The sequence below is a fragment of the Ruegeria aquimaris genome (genome assembly GCF_025751555.1).
GTDB lineage: Bacteria > Pseudomonadota > Alphaproteobacteria > Rhodobacterales > Rhodobacteraceae > Ruegeria_B > Ruegeria_B aquimaris.
In genome coordinates this window covers 235,789-250,580 of the sequence record NZ_JAOWLB010000005.1, presented here as the reverse complement: position 1 = coordinate 250,580, position 14,792 = coordinate 235,789, and the positions used below count along the sequence as shown (strand labels likewise).

Genomic DNA, 14,792 nt, shown 5'->3' with positions numbered 1-14,792 from the left:
TTGGCGGACCTGTCACAAAAGCGCAAAAGCCCTGAACATCACGTGTTGACTCGGATCGGCGGACGTATATAAGCGCGGCTTCATTGGTGTTGGTGGCTCCCGCAAGGGATCGCCTGTCATGCCGCAAGGCAAGAGGACAACGCCCTTCATAGTGGCCCATTGGGCCTCGACCATAACGAAGGAGATCAGCCGTGACCAAACGCACGTCTGCCAAGTACAAAATCGACCGCCGGATGGGCGAAAACATCTGGGGTCGTCCGAAATCCCCGGTCAACCGCCGCGAATACGGCCCCGGCCAGCACGGCCAGCGCCGCAAGGGCAAGATGTCGGACTTCGGCCTCCAGCTGCGCGCCAAGCAGAAGCTGAAAGGCTATTACGGCGACCTGACCGAAAAGCAGTTCCGTCGCATTTACGGCGAAGCCGAACGTGTGAAGGGTGATACCGGTGAAAACCTGATCGGCCTGCTCGAGCGTCGTCTGGACGCCGTCGTCTACCGTGCCAAGTTCGTGCCGACCGTCTTTGCCGCCCGTCAGTTCGTGAACCATGGTCACGTTCTGGTCAACGGCAAGCGCGTGAACATCCCCTCCTACCGCGTGAAAGAGGGTGACGTGATCGAGGTGCGTGACCGCTCCAAGCAACTGGCCTCGGTTCTCGAAGCCGTGTCGCTGGCCGAGCGCGACGTTCCGGATTACCTGGAAGTCGACCACTCGAAAATGACGGCAACTTTCGTCCGCACCCCCGGCCTGGGCGATGTGCCCTACGCGGTGGTGATGGAACCGAACCTGGTCGTCGAATACTACGCCAAGAACTGACCTGTTCAGTTTCTGCAAATTCCGAAAGCCGCGCATATTCTGCGCGGCTTTCTTTTGTCCGGGTTGACCCTTTCGGTCGCTGTGGGTATCGCGCAGTCCAAGCCCTTTGCGCAATTCGGAGCCTGCCGCCATGACCGCCAGCAAACGTATCGTCCTGTCCAGCGATCACGCCGCTATCGACCTGCGTCGCGCGGTTGCCGACCATATCTCGGCCCAGGGCTGGGATGTGGTCGATATCGGCCCGCAAACGCCCGAAAGCACCCATTACCCCAAACATGGCCGCGCTGCGGCAGAGCGGGTCGCCTCGGGTGATTGCCGGTTGGGAATCATTCTCTGCGGTACCGGGCAGGGCATCATGATGGCCGCCAACAAGGTCGTGGGTATCCGGTGCGGTGTCTGCTCCGATACGTTCTCGGCCCGGATGATCCGCATGCATAACAATGCCAACATGCTGTCGCTCGGCGCGCGCGTGGTGGGCGAGGGGCTGGCGCTGGATATCGTCGATGCGTTTCTGTCAGCGGAATTCGAAGGCGGCCGCCACGCAACCCGCGTGGACATGATCGAAACGCCCGAGGGCTAAAGCGGCAACGGCCGCCCCTCGGCAATCGCCTCCATCGCGAAATAGCTGGTGACGCTGTCCAGTTCGACCTTTTCGATCAGCCGCTGATAGACCTTGTCATAACTGGCCATGTCACGCGTTACCACCTTGAGTTGATAGTCGTAATCGCCCCCGATGCGGTGGAAATCCACCACTTCGGGGATTGTCAGCACGTGGGTGCGGAACTTTTGCAGCCACTCCGCCGAATGGTGGCGGGTCCGCAGCATGACAAAGACCACCAGATCAAGCCCCAGTTTCTCGCGCGCGACGCGGGCGGTGGAGCCTTTGAGCACCCCGTCATCCGTCAGCGCCTTCAACCGTCGCCAGCAGGCGTTTTGTGACAAGCCGACCTGCTCGGCCAGTTCACGTTGGCTGAGCGAGGCATCGCGTTGCAATGCCTTTAGAATGTTCGTGTCAATGTGATCTATTTTTCCCATGCTACCTATCAAATGACACAAGAATTACGAATTTCAAGCAAAGAAAGGGTAAGTTATCCCGGAATCGAAAGATCATATTGCTTCTGCAACCAGGAGCCAGAACATGACCCTTTCCCAGTTCCGCCAGTCGATCGAAGCAGATGTAACCGCCGGATGCCTGTCCGCGGGCCTGATCGGAGAGAATGTCATGATACCGGGGCTGAACGGTAATGTGCCGCTGGTTTATGCCGACTATGTCGCCTCGGGCCGCGCGCTTAGACAGGTCGAGGATTTTGTGGCCGGGCAGGTGCTGCCGTTCTATGCCAACAGCCATACCGAGGCGTCCTATTGCGGATCCTACATGACTCGTCTGCGCCGAGAGGCGCGGGACGAGATCGGCCGGTGTGTGGGTGCCACGGAAGACGATGCGGTGATTTTCGCCGGGTCGGGTGCCACCGCCGGGTTGAACCGGCTGGTCAGCCTGTTTGGGATTGGGGAGGCTGACCGGCCGGTTGTCTTTATCGGACCATATGAACATCACTCCAATATCCTGCCCTGGCGCGAGAGCCGGGCAAAGGTGGTCGAAATCCCCGAGGCGCCCGAGGGCGGCCCGGATCTTGAGGCGCTCGAAGCGGCGCTTTTGACCCATGCCGACAGCGACCTGAAGGTCGGTGCGTTTTCCGCCGCCTCGAACGTGACCGGGATTGTCACCGACACGGTGCCGGTGACCCGGTTGCTCAAGGCGCACGGTGCCCTGTCGGTCTGGGACTACGCCGGCGGCGGCCCTTATCTGGCCATCGACATGGGCGAAGGAGGGGTGCGCAAGGATGCGGTTGTCGTCTCACCGCACAAGTTCCCGGGGGGACCCGGCGCCTCTGGCGTGCTGGTCGTGAACAAGCACGCCGTGCGCCGCAAGGCGCCCAGCTGGCCGGGGGGCGGTACCGTCAGTTTCGTGTCGCCCTGGCGGCATGATTACAGCGCCAACCTGTCCGCGCGGGAAGAAGCCGGTACCCCGAACGTGATCGGCGATATCCGCGCCGCGCTGGCCTTTATCGTCAAGGATGCGGTCGGCGCCGATGAGATCGCCCGGCGCGAGGCGCGGTTCAACGCGATGGCGCTGGAGGGGTGGGGTGACAATCCGCATCTGACCCTGTTGGGCACCGACAAGGCGCATCGCTTGCCGATCTTTTCCTTTCTGGTGCGGAACCGGGCAGGGCAGCCCGTGCATCAGCAGCTTTTCACCCGGATGCTGAGTGATATCCACGGCATTCAGGCCCGGGGCGGCTGTGCCTGCGCGGGGCCCTATGCGCACCGCCTGCTGGGGATCGACCAAGCGGCCTCCGAGGCGCTGCATGACGACCTGGCAGCGGGCCGCGAAATGCGCAAACCCGGTTGGGTGCGCCTCAACTTCTCCTACCTCATGAGCGAGGAGACGGTGCGCTTCATCATCGGGGCCGTCAACGAGCTGTCGCGCCGAACCGAGGATTATGCGCCGCTCTACCAGGCTGATCCGGCGACCGCGCGTTTCAAGGCCGCATGAGGGAATTGCGGCTTTTCTCAGCCGGATGAGACCGGTATGAGGGGCTAGTCTTCAGGAGCGCCCCTTATGAACCAGTTCACACCGCAACCCGGCATCATGGACATCGCCTTGTACCAGGGCGGAAAGGCCCATGTCGAAGGTGTGGCCAATGTCATCAAGCTGAGTTCGAACGAGAACCCGTATGGCCCCAGCCCGGTCGCGGTCGAGGCGATCCGGGCCACGGCGGGGCAGGCGCATCGCTATCCCAGCACCGAACATCTCGAACTGCGCGCCGCCATCGGTGAGGTGCACGGGTTGGACCCCGACCGCATCATCTGCGGTGTCGGCAGCGACGAGGTGCTGCAATTCGTCACCCAGGCCTATACCGGGCCGGGGGACGAGGTGATCTATACCGAGCACGGGTTTTCCATGTACCCGATCCTGGCGCGGATGGCGGGGGCGACCCCGGTTCAGGTGCCCGAACGGCAGCGCGTCGTCGATGTCGACGCGATCCTGGCTGCCGTCAATGACCGCACCCGTCTGGTGTTCCTCGCCAATCCGGCCAACCCCACCGGTACCATGCTGTCCGAGGCGGAGGTGATCCGGCTGGCCGACGGCCTGCCCGGGAATGTGCTCTTGGTGCTCGACGGCGCCTATGCCGAATTTGTCGAGGGGTTCGATGGTGGCGCCGGGCTGGTCTCGGCCCGTGGCAATGTCATCATGACCCGCACCTTTTCAAAGATCTACGGGCTGGGCGGGCTGCGGATTGGCTGGGGTTATGCGCCGCGCGAAATCATCGACGTGCTGAACCGCATCCGCCAGCCCTTCAACCTGTCGACCATGCAGCTGGCCGCCGCCGAGGCAGCGGTCCGCGATCAGGACTGGGTCGCCCGTTGCCGGTCCGAGAATGCCAAATGGCGCGGCTGGATGGCGGAACGGCTTGCCGAGCTTGGCGTACCTTCGGACGTGTCCTGCGCCAATTTCATCCTGGCCCGTTTTGCCGACCGGGCCGAAGCCGAGGCCTGCGACCTGTTCCTGCAATCGCGCGGTGTGATCGTGCGCCGGGTGGCGGGGTATAACCTGCCACAGGCGCTCAGGATCACGGTGGGAGATGAGGCCGGATGCCGTGCCGTCGTCGATGCCGTACGCGCCTTCAGGGAGGCACAAGCATGAGTCCGGTCTATGATCGCGTCGCGCTGATCGGCCTTGGCCTCATCGCCTCTTCGATGTTCTGGGCGATCAAGCGGGCCGGACTGGCGGGAGAGGTGACGGGCTATGCGCGCTCCGAGGCGACCCGCGACACCGCGCGCCGGATCGGTCTGTGTGACCGGGTCTGCGATAGCGCCGCCGAGGCCGCGCAAGGTGCCGACCTCGTGGTGCTCTGCGTTCCTGTGGGCGCAATGGCTGCGGTGGCCGAGGAAATCGGCCCGGTGCTGAAACCCGGTGCCACGGTGTCGGACGTCGGTTCGGTCAAGCGGCATGTCATCGACGCGGTCGGCCCGCATATCCCCGAAGGCGTGCATTTCGTTCCGGCCCACCCCCTGGCGGGAACCGAACACTCTGGCCCGGAATCCGGGTTTGCCGAGCTGTTCGACAACCGCTGGTGCCTGATCGTGCCCGTCGAGGGCAGCGACCCGGCCGCGGTGACCCGTTTGCGTACCTTCTGGGAGGGCATTGGATCGAACGTCGACGAGATGGAGGCGGACCATCACGATCTGGTTCTGGCTGTCACCAGCCACGTACCCCATGCCATCGCCTATACAATGGTGGGGGTGGCCGACCATCTGAGGCGTGTGACCGAAAGCGAGGTCATCAAGTACTCGGCAGCGGGCTTTCGCGACTTCACCCGGATCGCAGCCTCGGATCCCACCATGTGGCGCGACGTTTTCCTCACCAACCGGGAGGCGACGCTGGACATCCTTGGCCGGTTTGCCGAGGAATTGTTCGTGTTGCAGAGGGCGATCCGCATGGGCGATGAAAAGTACCTGTTCGATTATTTTACCCGCACACGTGCCATCCGGCGCGGCATCATCCAGGCCGGTCAGGATACCGCCGCCCCGGATTTCGGCCGCAGCAAGGTCAAACCATGATCAGGCGTGGAACGTTGATTGCGGTTCTCGGACTGGCGCTCTGGGCATTTCCGGTTACTGCGAATGCGCCTTCCAGTTCCCTGCGGCCCCATGAGCGTCCGGGCGCGCCGACTGATCCGGTGGTAGACGCGGCGGTGCGGCTTGCGGCGGCGGATGCTTCGGCATCCGTGGCCGTATCCCGCTTGCGCCCGACCGTTCGTCCGCCGTCGGAACAGGAGATTCTGGCCGCCGCGCGCATGCCCGCGCCACAGGATGCGGGACCCGAGCACTCCAGCCGCCCCGAAGCCCGCCCCAGGGAGGTGGAGGAACGCGCCCTCTTCGGGCGCAAGAAACGGCTCAAGGGTTCAGTCTGCGGTAATCCGGACATCCAGGGAGAACCGGTGGGCAAGGTGTCGGGCAAGATCAAGGGCTGTGGGCTCAAGGATGCGGTGCGGGTGACCTCGGTATCGGGGGTACGGCTTAGCGTTCCCGCGACCATGGACTGTACCACGGCGGAATCGTTGAACCGCTGGGTCGATCGCAGTGTAAAGCCCACGTTCCGTCGGCGCGGACCGGTGGTGGAGTTGAAAGTGGCGGCCCACTATGCCTGCCGTACGCGCAACAACCAGCGCGGCGCCAAGATCTCGGAACATGGCCGCGGCCGGGCCATCGACATTTCTGCCTTTACCATGAACGACGGCGAAGTGATCACGGTTGCCGAAGGCTGGAAACGCGGCGCGACGCGCAAGATGCTGCGACAGGTCTGGAAAGAGGCCTGCGGTCCGTTTGGCACGGTTCTGGGGCCGGAGGCGGACAGATATCACTGGAACCACCTGCACCTGGACACGGCCCGCCATCGCGGCGGACCCTATTGCCGGTAACCTGGCCGCCTATCGCAGGAACAGGCGCGGTGCCGGTCCCAGAGGGATCGGACCCAAGGTTACGTAGCCACCCCGGAACCCAAGTTCCAGATCCAGCGCCTCGGGGTTTCCGCCGAGCCCTGCCAGCATGTTCAGCACTTTTGTCAGCGGCTCCGCCGCCCGAACAGGCAGTGCGCCCGACTGCTGCGCCATCGCAACCATCTCGCGCCAGTTCTCGGCCTTGAGCGCAACCTCGCCCGTGGGAACGCCATAGTCATCAACAGAAACCTTTCCAGCCGCGAAAAGGCGCAGCTCGCCCCATGCCGCTTCGGCCAGTTTCAGGTCTATCTCCCGGGGTTGCGGGCGCCTGTCCTCCAGCGCGGTCCTGTCCCAGGTCTTGTCAAACGCGACGTCAAGATCGAGTTCCAGCCGGTCAAAGCTGCGTGGCAGTTCTTCGGCCCCTCCCAGCAGGCGCCGGATGTCCTTTCCAGGGGCAAGGTCTGAGGCTTCGGCATGGATGCGGTAGGTTTCCGGTTTTACCTGCTGCTGCATCGAAACGGAGAGGGCGTCTGCATCCGCCCATATTTCGTCCCCACGAAACACGGACCATTCGCCGGCGGTCAGGGCCATGGACCTGAGTGTCAGCGCATTTCCGGGCGCCAGGTCCAGATCGGCGCGCATCGCCTCGGCCACAATCACCAGCGTCTGGTCATAGTAAGACAGGCGTTGCGCGGTCTCGGGAAAGTGAAGCGTCTGTCGACCGGGCCAGATTGCCGGGCTTTCCAGCGCAAGCCAGTCGGCGCGCCAGGCGGTTCCGGTGGCGGGATCGGCCAGCGCCGGGGTGTCGATGGTGATCCGGTGCCGCAGCGGGAAACCGGAAAGGCTGATCTCGGAATACTCCGCCTGCCAGCCCCGTTCGGCCTGTGCTGCGAACCAGTTTGTGACCGAACTGCGCAAACCGAAGCCCGCAATGGCCCAATACCCTGACCACAGCACCGCCGCCAGAAGCACGACCCGCACAAGGTTCAACATTGCCTGCCCCTTTTGTCTGCTCTCGTTTTCCTGTTTATAGGCCGAAACGGGCAAGGACCAGTACGATGACGATGTGGGTATTCGGATACGGATCGCTGATGTGGAACCCCGGTTTCCCGGTGGCGCGGCGCGAGTTGGCGACGCTGCATGGATGGTCGCGGTCCTTTTGCATGAGTTCGATTCATCATCGCGGAACCGAGGAAAGCCCCGGGCTGGTTCTGGCTCTGGACGCGCATCAGGGCGGGCATTGCCGTGGTATCGCCTTTGCCGTCGAAACCGGGCACGAAGACCGGACGCTGGACGAATTGCGCGAGCGCGAACTGATCTCGTCTGCTTATCTGGAACGTCTGCTGGATGTGCAGCTGGATCGGGGCGAACAGGTAACCGCCGTGACCTATGTGATCGACCCCCATCATGAGCAGTATTGCGGGGGCATGCCGCTGGAGCAACAGGCACTGATCATCGCCAATGCGGTGGGCGGGCGAGGTCCGAACACCGAGTATCTTTACAATACAGCCGCTCATCTGGCCGAAATCGGGCTCAACGACCCGGAACTTGATTGGCTTTCCGCCCGCGTGCGGCAAATCACGGCATAAACCCTTGGCGTTGCGAACAAGTTTTCGATAGGTTCGGAACAAGAGCAGTGACAGGTTCAGGAAGACCGCGCATGGCGCAGCCAGACCGAGAAGCGAGACCGCAATTCTCGCAGCCGATCCGTCAGATCCTGATGATGCTGATCGTCATTGGACTGTCCGGTTTTGGCACGTTTGTCGCCATGCCACGGGTGCTGCCGGTGTTCGAGGCGAACCCGTACCTGAACGGGTTCATCCTGATGGTCTTTGTCATCGGCGTGGTGACCTGTTTCTGGCAAGTGATCCAGCTTATCGGCTCGGTGCGCTGGATCGAGGATTTTGCCGCCGGGATGGAGCGCGACGGCACGCCGGCGCCGTCCTTGCTGGCGCCGCTGGCCTCGCTGTTGCGGTCGCGTGCGGCCCGGATGCAGATTTCGTCGACTTCGACCCGGTCGATCCTCGACTCGGTGGCCGAACGGATCGAGGAAGAGCGCGAGATCACGCGCTATATCACCAATGTGCTGATCTACTTGGGTCTTCTGGGCACCTTCTTTGGCTTGGCGACGACGATTCCGGCCGTTGTCGATACCATCCGCAGCCTCAATCCGCAGGAGGGCGAAGAGGGGCTTGCCGTCTTCAATCGGCTGATGACCGGGCTTGAGGCTCAACTGGGCGGTATGGGCACGGCCTTTGGTTCGTCCCTGCTGGGTCTGGCGGGGTCGTTGATCGTCGGGCTGCTGGAACTGTTCGCGGGGCATGGCCAGAACCGGTTCTACCGCGAGCTTGAAGAATGGCTGTCGACCATCACCCGGGTCAGTTTCTCGTCGGGCGAGGATGGCCATTCGGAAAGCGGTGTGATCGTGGCCGTACTGGACACCATGGCCGAGCAGATGGATGCCTTGAAGGCCATGTTTGTCGCCTCGGAAGAGGGGCGGAGCGAGATCACCGGCCGCCTCGGGCAACTGGCCGACGCCATTTCCGAGATGAACATGCGCGACGCCGAGACGGAGAGCATTACCGCGTCGCTCGATCGGGTGGCGTCGGGGCAGGAGGCTTTGCTGGACCATTTGCGCACCCATGGGCTGCACGAGGGCATGGATGCCGAAAGTCGGATGCGGCTGCGCTCCATCGACGTTCAGATGCTGCGCATTCTCGAAGAGATTTCCGCCGGGCGACAGGAAAGCATGGCGGAGCTGCGAACCGATATCGAATTGCTTGCCAAGGCGCTGTCGGGCACCCGTAGGCCGCTGCGTGGCGCCCCCCGGGACGAGGTGTAACCCATGGCCCTGTCGCGGCGCACCGGCCACAGGTTCCAGGGATCGGTCTGGCCGGGTTTCGTCGACGCGATGACTGGCCTCCTGATGGTACTGACCTTTGTGCTGACCATTTTCATGGTGGTGCAATTCGTGCTGCGCGAAACGATCTCGGGGCAGGAGCACGAGCTGGACGCGCTGGCGGACGAGGTTGGCAGGCTGGCGCAGGCTCTTGGATTGGAAGAGCGTGCCAATAGCCAGTTGCAGGCCCGGCTGGGGGCGTTGAACGCGACCTTGAACGACACTCAGGACGATCTGACTCAGGCGCAGGCGTTGATTGCCTCGCTCACCGTCGAACGCGACCAGCAGCGCGCGGCGCTGGATGATGCGGCGACCCGGATCACCGCCTTCGAAGCACAGGTCGCCGCGCTGCTCTCTGACCGGGAACAGGCGCTTGGCACGGTCGCGGCGCTCGAAGAGCAGCGTGACAGCCTGTTGACAGAGCAGGAGGCACTGAACCTCGCCCTCGCACAGGCCCGCAGCGAGATCGACGGTCAGACCGAGGCCGCCCGCCTCGCCGCTGCCCGGCGTGAGGCGCTGGAAGCCATGATCGCCGATCTGGAACGCGAAGGGGACCGGAGCGCCGCCCGGATCGGGACGCTGGAGCAACAGCTGAGCGAAGAGGAAGCCGCAAGGCTGGCCGAAGCGGCGGCAGCCGAGGCCTTGCGTGACAAGCTCAAGAACGCCGATGCCGAGCTGACGGCGATGACCCTGGCGCTCGAGGCGCAGCGCAAGCAGGCCGAAGACACGTTGACCTTGCTGGCCGCTGCGGATGCCGCCAAGGCGCAGCTGGATGAAAAGCTCTCCGAGGTGCTGGCCGAGATCGAAGCGGCACGGGCGCAGCTGCACGAGCGGGACGAACTGGCCGAACGTCTGACGCGGGTTCTGGCTCAGATGGAGGTGGCGCAATCTGAAAGCCAGGCGCGGGTGAATGCCTTGTCGGCAGAGTTGGATCGCATCCGTGCCGAGGGCGAGCAGACCCGGACAGACTTGGCCGCTGCCCGTGCCCGTGCCGCCGATACGCAAAGCGCGCTCGAGGCTGCCCTTGCCGAACAGCGCGCCGCCACGGTTGCCACCCAGTCGCAATACCAGGACGAACTGGCACGGCTTCAGTCAGAGTACGCCGCCGCCCGTGCTGCTCTGGAAGGGGAACTGGCCGACTTGCGCACCCAGGCGGATGCTGCACGAACAGCACTTGAGCAACGGCTGGCCCAAACCGAAGAAGATGCAGCCGGGACCAAGGCGGCGCTGGAGGCCGAGTTGGCGCGCGCGCGCGCGGATCTGGCGGCGGCGCAAAACGCGGCGGTTTCGACAGAAGAGGATCGCGCGTCGGTAGAGGCGCGCCTGCTTGCGGCGCTTGAAACGCTGGAGCGGGCGCAGGCGGCCGCATCCGATCAGGAGGTTCTGCAACAACGCCTGCTGGCCGCCCTGACTGCCCAGACCGAAGCCGAGGCCAGCGCGGCCGAGCAACGCACCCTGGCCGAGCAACGCGCCGATCTGCTGGCGCAGGCCCGCGCGGCACTGGGCGAGGAACAGGTGATATCGGCCGAGGCTCAGCGCCAGACCGCGCTCTTGAACCAGCAGGTGGCGGCGCTGCGGTCCCAGCTTGGCAGCCTGCAAGCCCTGCTTGACGACTACAAAAGCCGGAACGAGGCCGCGCAGGTGCAGGTGCAGACATTGGGTCAGGATCTGAATGCGGCTCTGGCGCGGGCGGCATCCGAGGAACGCAAGCGCCGCATCCTGGAGGCAGCCGAACGCAAGCGGCTGGAGGCCGAGGCCATCCGGCTGGCCGAGGAAGCCAAGGCGCTTGAAGCACAGGCCAAGGACCTGGAGCAGTATCGCTCGGAATTTTTCGGCAGGTTGCGTGGCCTTTTGGGAAATCAGGAGGGCGTCCGCATCGAAGGTGACCGGTTCGTGTTCTCGTCCGAGGTTCTGTTCGATCCTGGCAGCGCCGATCTGTCACCTGCGGGGCAATTCGAAATCGCCAAGGTGGCGCGTATCCTGCGCGGGGTGGCCGCCGAGATCCCGCCTGAGATCGATTGGGTGATCCGGGTGGATGGTCATACAGACAACGTGCCGCTGTCGGGGACCGGGAAATTCGCCGACAACTGGGAACTCAGCCAGGGTCGTGCGCTTTCGGTCGTGCGCTACATGGTCGATTTCCTGGGCATCCCGCCGGATCGGCTGTCGGCCAACGGGTTTGGCGAGTACCAGCCGATCAACCCGTCGGACACGCCCGAGGCCCGCGCACAGAACCGCCGGATCGAACTTAAGCTGACCGAGAAATAGGGATCATCTCACGGCGAGGATTGTGGTGATCCGGTCGACCTCCTGACCTTCACGCAAGAGTATGATTTCGCCGGAGTAGGTGCCTTCAGGCCAATCGCCGCTTCCGGCCCTGCGTCCCGAGGCACGAAACAGCCGCGCCTGATCGCGGTCCAGTTTCATGTCCTGTGCCATGAAACGACCATCGGGCCCGTCGATAGTCAGACGCAGCGTGTCACCCGCGCGCGCGCCATAGGCCAGAACGAACAGCACGATTGCAGCGGCATCAGGCGGCAGGTGTTCGGTCGCTGCGGTGCCCTCCTGAACCGCGTCGAATTCCGGCACCTGATCCGTAAACCCTGCGTCGATCAGCCCCCCTGGAACATAGGCGATCGGATCTTGCCAAAGGTTGGTTCCGACTTGATCACAAGCCGCATCAGGCCCGGTATCGAAGGGATCCACCACCGCACCGTCCCGGCGGACCGAGAGATGGACATGGGGAAACTGCGCCTTGCCGCTGATCCCCACCTGGCCCAGGATATCGCCCCGCGCGACCCGGTCGCCGCTGCGCACCCGGACCGACCCCTGTTTCAAATGGCAGTATTGGGTCTCCCACCCGTCCTCATGCACCAGCACGACGCCATTGCCGCATTCGCGGCCCTTGACCGCATCGGCGTTGTCGGGGCCGTAGACCCGGTCCTCGACCCCGTCGCGCACGCCTCGGACGACACCGGCCGCCGAGGCGATCACGTTGACACCGGCGCGCATGGCCTCGAGCGTCGGTACCGCAAAATCGGTGCCCTTGTGACCGTCATAGCTGAGCGTGCCGCAGGTGAAATCGCGGGCGCCTTCGCCTGGGTCTCGATCGACATATTGCTGAATGTAGCAGGTTTCGCCCAGGGTACAGTCGATGGGCAGGCCCAGAATGGGATCGCTCGCCGCAGGATAAGCGGCGAGCGACAATAGAGCCAACAGGCCCGTGCGCATCAGTCAGCCGTCAGCAACGGCGGCTTGTCCCCCGAGATACGCGGCCGGTCCGGGCCATCGATTTGCAAGACCAACTCGCCCTTCTTGACGCTGACGCGGACGACACCGCCTTTGGCCAGTTTTCCGAACAGCAATTCCTCGGCCAGGGGCTTCTTGATGTGTTCCTGGATCACACGCGCCAGCGGCCGGGCCCCCATCTTGTCGTCATAGCCCTTGTCGGCCAGCCATTCGGCGGCCTGCCGGGTCAGTTCGATATGCACATGGCGGTCCATCAACTGCGCTTCGAGTTGCAGCACGAACTTTTCGACCACCTGGAGGATCACCTCCTTAGGCAGCGGTGCGAACGAGATCACGGCATCCAGACGGTTGCGGAACTCGGGCGTGAAGGTCCGCTCGATGGCGGCGGTGTCCTCACCCTCGCGCCGGTCGCGCCCGAACCCGATGGCGGTTTTCGCCTGTTCGGCGGCGCCCGCGTTCGAGGTCATGATCAGCACCACGTTGCGGAAGTTGACGGTGCGGCCGTTGTGGTCGGTCAGTTGGCCATGATCCATCACCTGCAACAGGATGTTGTAGACATCAGGATGCGCCTTTTCGATCTCGTCCAGCAGCAGCACACAATGCGGATGCTGGTCGACGCCATCGGTCAACAGCCCGCCCTGATCAAAACCGACATAGCCAGGGGGCGCGCCGATCAGGCGGCTGACCGCATGTTTCTCCATGTATTCTGACATGTCGAAGCGCAGCAGTTCCACACCCAGCGTATCGGCCAGTTGCTTGGCGACCTCAGTCTTGCCGACACCGGTTGGCCCCGCGAACAGGTAGTTGCCGATGGGTTTCTCCGGTTCGCGCAGGCCTGCGCGCGCCAGCTTGATGGCACTGGACAAGGCCTCGATCGCCTTGTCCTGGCCAAAGACCACACGTTTCAGGCTGGCTTCGAGATCCTTGAGAACCTCGGCATCGTCCTTGGTGACGTTCTTTGGCGGGATGCGGGCGATCTTGGCAACCACCGCTTCGATCTCCTTGACACCGATGGTCTTGCGCCGCTTGCTCTCGGCCACCAGATGCTGCGCCGCGCCCGCCTCGTCGATCACGTCGATGGCCTTGTCGGGCAGTTTGCGGTCGTTGATATAACGCGCCGACAGTTCGACCGCCGACTTGATCGCATCGGCGGTATAACGCACCTCGTGATGCTCCTCGAAATAGGGCTTCAGGCCCTTGAGGATCTTCACGCTGTCCTCGACCGAGGGTTCGTTCACGTCGATCTTCTGGAACCGGCGGCTCAGCGCGCGGTCCTTCTCGAAATGCTGGCGGAACTCCTTGTAGGTGGTCGACCCCATGGTACGCAGCTTGCCGCCCTGCAACGCGGGCTTGAGCAGGTTCGAGGCGTCCATCGCCCCGCCCGACGTGGCGCCAGCGCCGATCACCGTATGGATTTCGTCGATGAACAGCACCGCGTCGGGGTGCTCCTCCAACTCGTTCACGACCGATTTCAGCCGTTCCTCGAAATCGCCGCGGTACCGGGTGCCAGCCAGCAGCGCGCCCATGTCGAGCGAATAGATGGTGGTGTTCGACAGCACCTCGGGGATCTCACCGGCCACGATCTTGCGGGCAAGCCCCTCGGCGATGGCGGTCTTGCCCACGCCGGGATCGCCCACCAGAAGCGGATTGTTCTTGCGGCGGCGGCACAGCACCTGGATACAGCGCTCGACCTCGTGATCGCGTCCGATAAGCGGGTCGATATCGCCGGCGCGCGACTTGGCGTTCAGGTTCACGCAGTACTTGGACAGCGCGCTTTCTTTCTGCTCGCCTTCAGCCGATGACGTGGCGCGGCTCTCTTCCTCGCCGCGTTCGGCGCCGGTTACGGGTCGGTTTTCGCCATAGGCAGGGTCCTTGGCGACACCATGAGCGATGAAGTTCACCGCGTCATAGCGGGTCATGTCCTGTTCTTGCAGGAAATAGGCGGCGTTGGATTCACGTTCGGCAAAGATCGCGACCAGCACATTGGCGCCGGTGACCTCGGTGCGCCCCGAGCTTTGGACATGGATCGCGGCACGCTGGATCACGCGCTGAAACGCGGCGGTTGGCACCGCCTCGGAGCCGTCGATATCGGTTACCAGATTGGCAAGATCCTCGTCGATGAACTCGACCAGAGTGCTGCGTAATTCGGTCAGATCGACACTGCATGCCTTCAGTACCCGCACCGCATCCGGTTCATCGAGCAGCGCCAGCAACAGATGTTCCAGCGTTGCGAATTCGTGTCGCCGTTCGTTTGCCGCCGCCAGGGCTGCGTGAATGGCCTGTTCAAGTGTGCTCGAGAATGAAGGCACAGGCGTGCTCCTCTGTCTTGGG

13 protein-coding genes are annotated in these 14,792 nt (G+C 63.6%); 9 read left to right on the top strand and 4 right to left on the bottom strand.

What is annotated here, in order from left to right; all coding sequences use genetic code 11:
• The first annotated feature begins 191 nt into the window (after positions 1-191).
• Both rpsD and rpiB read left to right on the top strand, forming a co-directional pair.
• Positions 192-812 carry a 30S ribosomal protein S4 gene (rpsD, locus tag OE747_RS10190; RefSeq protein WP_164133047.1) on the top strand — a complete coding sequence of 207 codons (621 nt, stop codon included), beginning with the start codon at positions 192-194 and terminating at the stop codon, positions 810-812.
• Between the two features lie 130 nt (positions 813-942).
• Positions 943-1,392, top strand: coding sequence for a ribose 5-phosphate isomerase B (gene rpiB / locus OE747_RS10185; protein ID WP_263828493.1), 450 nt, complete (start codon positions 943-945; stop codon positions 1,390-1,392).
• On the opposite strand, the gene OE747_RS10180 is transcribed toward rpiB, so the two are convergent.
• Positions 1,389-1,847 carry an Lrp/AsnC family transcriptional regulator gene (locus OE747_RS10180; RefSeq protein ID WP_263388809.1) on the bottom strand — a complete coding sequence of 153 codons (459 nt, stop codon included), beginning with the start codon at positions 1,845-1,847 and terminating at the stop codon, positions 1,389-1,391. The two genes, rpiB and OE747_RS10180, sit on opposite strands and share 4 nt — an antisense overlap.
• A gap of 103 nt (positions 1,848-1,950) precedes the next feature.
• Here OE747_RS10180 and OE747_RS10175 point away from each other — a divergent pair, with 103 nt between their 5' ends.
• From OE747_RS10175 to OE747_RS10160, 4 genes are all read left to right on the top strand, one after another.
• Positions 1,951-3,366 (top strand): aminotransferase class V-fold PLP-dependent enzyme, encoded by a 1,416-nt coding sequence (locus OE747_RS10175; protein ID WP_263828492.1) that lies wholly within the window; start codon positions 1,951-1,953, stop codon positions 3,364-3,366.
• Between the two features lie 66 nt (positions 3,367-3,432).
• Positions 3,433-4,518, top strand: coding sequence for a histidinol-phosphate transaminase (gene hisC, locus OE747_RS10170; protein WP_263828491.1), 1,086 nt, complete (start codon positions 3,433-3,435; stop codon positions 4,516-4,518).
• On the top strand, positions 4,515-5,435 hold the full coding sequence (locus OE747_RS10165; protein WP_263828490.1) for a prephenate/arogenate dehydrogenase family protein: 921 nt from the start codon (positions 4,515-4,517) through the stop codon (positions 5,433-5,435). The genes hisC and OE747_RS10165 overlap by 4 nt, the downstream gene beginning before the upstream one ends.
• Positions 5,432-6,295 carry an extensin-like domain-containing protein gene (locus OE747_RS10160; RefSeq protein WP_263828489.1) on the top strand — a complete coding sequence of 288 codons (864 nt, stop codon included), beginning with the start codon at positions 5,432-5,434 and terminating at the stop codon, positions 6,293-6,295. Before OE747_RS10165 ends, OE747_RS10160 begins: the two co-directional genes overlap by 4 nt.
• Before the next feature lie 9 nt (positions 6,296-6,304).
• On the opposite strand, the gene OE747_RS10155 is transcribed toward OE747_RS10160, so the two are convergent.
• Positions 6,305-7,306, bottom strand: coding sequence for a DUF2125 domain-containing protein (locus OE747_RS10155; protein WP_263828488.1), 1,002 nt, complete (start codon positions 7,304-7,306; stop codon positions 6,305-6,307).
• A gap of 65 nt (positions 7,307-7,371) precedes the next feature.
• On the opposite strand from OE747_RS10155, the gene OE747_RS10150 reads away from it, so the two are divergent.
• From OE747_RS10150 to OE747_RS10140, 3 genes are all read left to right on the top strand, one after another.
• Complete coding sequence (locus OE747_RS10150) at positions 7,372-7,902, top strand: gamma-glutamylcyclotransferase (RefSeq protein ID WP_263828487.1); 531 nt, start codon at positions 7,372-7,374, stop codon at positions 7,900-7,902.
• A 71-nt stretch (positions 7,903-7,973) separates the two neighbouring features.
• Positions 7,974-9,155 carry a biopolymer transporter ExbB gene (locus OE747_RS10145; protein WP_263828486.1) on the top strand — a complete coding sequence of 394 codons (1,182 nt, stop codon included), beginning with the start codon at positions 7,974-7,976 and terminating at the stop codon, positions 9,153-9,155.
• Positions 9,156-9,158: 3 nt separating this feature from the next.
• Positions 9,159-11,480, top strand: a complete 2,322-nt coding sequence (locus OE747_RS10140; protein ID WP_263828485.1) for a peptidoglycan -binding protein — start codon at positions 9,159-9,161, stop codon at positions 11,478-11,480.
• A gap of 3 nt (positions 11,481-11,483) precedes the next feature.
• Here the strand turns inward: OE747_RS10140 and OE747_RS10135 are convergent, their stop codons facing one another.
• Both OE747_RS10135 and clpA read right to left on the bottom strand, forming a co-directional pair.
• A complete protein-coding gene (locus OE747_RS10135; protein ID WP_263828484.1) occupies positions 11,484-12,443 on the bottom strand; it encodes a M23 family metallopeptidase in 960 nt (319 codons plus the stop codon).
• The gene (clpA, locus tag OE747_RS10130) at positions 12,443-14,770 is read right to left on the bottom strand and encodes an ATP-dependent Clp protease ATP-binding subunit ClpA (protein ID WP_263828483.1); all 2,328 of its coding nucleotides are present in this window, start codon (positions 14,768-14,770) and stop codon (positions 12,443-12,445) included. The genes OE747_RS10135 and clpA overlap by 1 nt, the downstream gene beginning before the upstream one ends.
• Positions 14,771-14,792 lie beyond the last annotated feature (22 nt).

Bases quoted from the DNA above. Each gene is read 5' to 3' on its own strand.
- rpiB (WP_263828493.1), top strand. From the start codon at position 943: ATGACCGCCAGCAAACGTATCGTCCTGTCCAGCGATCACGCCGCTATC.
- OE747_RS10180 (WP_263388809.1), bottom strand. From the start codon at position 1,847: ATGGGAAAAATAGATCACATTGACACGAACATTCTAAAGGCATTGCAA.
- OE747_RS10175 (WP_263828492.1), top strand. From the start codon at position 1,951: ATGACCCTTTCCCAGTTCCGCCAGTCGATCGAAGCAGATGTAACCGCC.
- hisC (WP_263828491.1), top strand. From the start codon at position 3,433: ATGAACCAGTTCACACCGCAACCCGGCATCATGGACATCGCCTTGTAC.
- OE747_RS10165 (WP_263828490.1), top strand. From the start codon at position 4,515: ATGAGTCCGGTCTATGATCGCGTCGCGCTGATCGGCCTTGGCCTCATC.
- OE747_RS10160 (WP_263828489.1), top strand. From the start codon at position 5,432: ATGATCAGGCGTGGAACGTTGATTGCGGTTCTCGGACTGGCGCTCTGG.
- OE747_RS10155 (WP_263828488.1), bottom strand. From the start codon at position 7,306: ATGTTGAACCTTGTGCGGGTCGTGCTTCTGGCGGCGGTGCTGTGGTCA.
- OE747_RS10150 (WP_263828487.1), top strand. From the start codon at position 7,372: ATGACGATGTGGGTATTCGGATACGGATCGCTGATGTGGAACCCCGGT.
- OE747_RS10145 (WP_263828486.1), top strand. From the start codon at position 7,974: ATGGCGCAGCCAGACCGAGAAGCGAGACCGCAATTCTCGCAGCCGATC.
- OE747_RS10140 (WP_263828485.1), top strand. From the start codon at position 9,159: ATGGCCCTGTCGCGGCGCACCGGCCACAGGTTCCAGGGATCGGTCTGG.
- OE747_RS10135 (WP_263828484.1), bottom strand. From the start codon at position 12,443: ATGCGCACGGGCCTGTTGGCTCTATTGTCGCTCGCCGCTTATCCTGCG.